The following is a 3,698-nucleotide window of genomic DNA, read 5'->3' as shown; positions in this document are numbered from 1 at the left end:
CAATTTCGGGAAAGGCTGGCCGGTGTCGGCACCGATGTCTCCGGCGATTCCGATTTACAGACCGACTTAAATACTCGCTTTTTCGAATTGGAGGATCAGGCGCAAGCGTTGGATACGCTGATCGCCGCCGAGCTCGCCGAGCGAATGCGGGCATTTAGCCGTTATTACGGCTGGTTATCGCAGGCGGTGGGCTGTACCCTGCTCGGCATCGGATGGACGGCCTACCGCGCCAAACGCGGCCGGGACCGTATCGAAGCCGGCCTGCGACTGTGGGCGCGCGCGTTCGACCAAGCCGATTTCGGCCTGGCGATCGCCAATGCCGCCGACGACCGTTTCCTGGCCGTCAATCCGAAATTCGCGGCCGAACGCGGTTACGCCCCGGACGAATTGATCGGCCAACCCATCGCCACGGTCTATTCGCCGGAAATCTGGCCGCAAATCCAGAGCCGGCTGACGCAATTGGATCGCAGCGGCCACGGCGTGTTCGAGACCGAGCATATCGACCGCGCCGGCCGGCGTTTCCCGGTCATGATTGACATCACCGTCATCAAGGACGCCGGCGGTAAACCGCTTAGGCGCATGGCTTACGCGCTGGATATCAGCGAACGCAAGGCGGCGGAGCGCGCCTTGCACATCAGCGAGGCACGCTTTCAAGACATTGCCAAGGCGTCGGCCGACTGGATTTGGGAGGTCGACGCCGACTGGCGCTTCCGCTATGTATCCGACAGTATTCAAGAGCAACTGGGCTATCGCGCCGACGAGATGCTGGGCGCGAGTTTCTTCGATCTGTTGGCCGGCGATCCGACCAGCCTGCAAGAAACGCTCGCCGAAATCGCCGAACACGGCCTGCCGTTTCGAGACCTGGAAGTTAGCATCCGCAACCACCAAGACCGGCATTGTCAAATCCTGGTCAACGGCGTTCCGATTCGCGGGGACGACGACGCGCCGCGAGGTTATCGCGGTCTGACCCGCGACGTTACCGAAAAAAAGCGGGCCGAACGGCATTTGCTAGTCAACCAGGAGCGCTTGCAATTGGCCTTGCTGGCCAGCGAGGACGGTTTATGGGACTGGAATATCGCCGAAGGCAGCGCCTATGTGACCCATCGTTATCGGGAAATGACCGGTTACCGGTCCGATTCGGCAATGCCCTACTTCGAGTTTTTGTTGCGCAGCGTCGAGGCCGAGGACCGCGACCGAGTGCAAGCCGCCTTTAACGCCCACTTTGCCGGCGAAGCTCAGGATGTGGATTTCGACTATCGCCGGGCGGACTCGACCGGCCCGGTGGCATGGTTGAGAATCAAGGGTCGAGTGGTCGAACGCACGATAGATGGTAAACCTCTGCGCATGGTGGGCGTGATGTCCGACGTCAGCAAACGCAAGGATGCCGAAGCCTTGCTCCGCCGCCAAACCGAAGAATTGGCGCTACGCAACACCGAGCTGGAGCGCTTTAACCGGGCCATGGTCGGCCGGGAACTGGCGATGATCCGCTTGAAGCAGCAAATCAACGAACTGAGCGCGCGGCTGGGCGACGCGCCGCCTTACCGCACCGACTTTCTCAATCGCGGCGGGTTGACTGGCGACGCGAGCGGAGGCGCTTGATGCGCGAAGATCGCTACCGCCATTGGCGCGCCTATGGGATCGCGGCATGGCTGTCCGGCTTGACGATCGCGGTGAGACTGGCATTGACTGACGAATTCGGCAACGATCCGACCTTGATTCTGTTCGTGCCGCCGATCGCGCTCAGTGCCTTAATCGGCGGCTTCGGCCCCGGCGTGCTGGCCACCGCTTCGGCCGGCCTGTTTTCCGCATATTGCCTGATACCGCCGCTCGGCACCTTTGCATTCGGCACCACCCATCAGGCTATGCAATGGGCGCTGTTGGTGGTCAACGGCCTTCTGGTCAGCGGCCTGAGCGGAAAGCTGCATCGTTCTCATGCCAGGGAGACCGCGCGCTCCCGCCAGCTGCAGGCGACCGAGTCGCATTGGCGCCTGGTATTGGAGCACGCCGCCTCGGGCATGGCCCTGGTCGCACCGAACGGCCAGTGGTTGTACGTCAATCGCCGTTTGTGCGAAATCGTCGGGTATTCGGCGGCCGAACTGATGCGCATGTCGTTTCAAGACATCACCCACCCCGACGACTTGCACAGCGACATGGCGCAAATCGAACGCATGCTGGCCGGCGACATCGAGCGTTACAGCCTGGAAAAGCGCTACCTGCGCAAGGACGGCACCCCGATCTGGGTCAACCTGACGGTCGGTTCGATCGCCGCCGCCGAAAATCGCGCGGGGTGCTTCGTGACCGTCGTCGAAGACATCTCGCGGCGCAAGCGTATCGAGGCCGCGCTCAGGGATAGCGAAGCCTCGTTGCGGGAAGCTCAGCAACTGGCAAAAGTGGGTAGCTGGCAATGGGACCCACACACCGACCAGGCGGTCTGGTCGGCGGAAATGTATCGCATCTTCGGCCATCCGCCCGACCAACCGCCGTTGAATTTCGCCGAAATCGCCAGCCGCTTCGAACCCACCGGTTGGCATAAACTGGAAACGACGATCGCGCAAGCGCTAGCCGAGCGTAAACCTTACCAATGCGAAGCCGAAATCGTCCGTCCCGACGGCGAACGCCGCTGGATCATATCCAGAGGCGTGCCGAAATTGGACGCCAACGGCGACTTGCTCGGCTTGACCGGCAGCGTCGAGGACATTACCGAATACAAACTGGCCCAGGAGGCTGTCAGCGCCAGCGAACAACGTTTCCGCAGCCTGTTCCGCAACGCGCCGCTACCGCTTTGCCTGGTCGGCGGCGACGGCACGCTGCTGGACGCCAACCTCCGTTTCGAAACCACGTTCGGTTACCAGCGCGCCGACCTCCCCCACATCGATCTGTGGTGGGCGCTGGCCTATCCCGATCCGCAATATCGAAGCCGGGTCATGAATACCTGGAGCAACGCCGTGCTGCGAGCCACGATCAGCGGCGGCGACATCGAAGCGTCGGAATACCGCATCGCCTGCAAGGATGGCGGCCAGCGCATCGCGGTGGTATCCGGCATTGTGATGGGCGGCGACGTATTGATCGCGTTTTTCGACGTCACTGAACGTAAACAGGCGGAAGCGCGCTTGCTGGAAACCCAGGAACAGGCGTTACGCGAACAACAGCAGGCCCGACTCGCCGCGCTGAACCTGATGGAGGATGCGCTGGCCGCCCAACAACGCGCCGAGGCCGCGGCGGCAGCCTTGCTGGCCAGCGAGCAACGTCTGCTGATGGCCCAGGAAGGCGCCCACGTCGGCATCTGGGAATTGGATGTCGCGGCCGGCCGTTGCCAGTGGTCGCCGGAATGCGCCCGGCTTTACGGGATGCCGGGCCGGACCGAGGCCAGCTACCAGGAATGGCGCGACCTGATCCATCCGGAAGACTTGGCGGAAATCGATCGGCAATGGGAAACCCGAGTGTTGCGGGGCCAGCCGTTCGACGTGGAATTTCGGATACGGCGGCCGGACGGCGAAATTCACTGGCTGACCAGCAAGGGCCAGGCGCAGTTCGACGCGAACGGCCGCCCGGTGCGCTTGGCCGGCATCAATCAGGACATTAGCGACCGCAAGCGCGCCAACGATCAACTGCACAAACTGGCGCAAACCGTCGAGCAAAGCCCCGACACGATTATCATCACCGACCTGGAATACCGGATCGAATACGTCAATCAGGCC

The 3,698-nt window shown here is 62.3% G+C and carries 2 protein-coding genes; both read left to right on the top strand.

Annotated features, from left to right (window positions below):
- Positions 1-1,599 (top strand): PAS domain-containing protein (locus AC3B8H_RS19405; protein WP_488443168.1); only part of this gene is annotated, 1,599 nt, incomplete at its 5' end.
- Positions 1,599-3,698: DUF4118 domain-containing protein (locus tag AC3B8H_RS19400; protein ID WP_488443167.1), on the top strand; the 2,100-nt coding region annotated here is incomplete at its 3' end. The genes AC3B8H_RS19405 and AC3B8H_RS19400, both read left to right, overlap by 1 nt.

The sequence above is a fragment of the Methylomonas sp. BG-2 genome (assembly GCF_057766305.1).
This window is presented reverse-complemented; position numbering and strand designations above follow the sequence as displayed.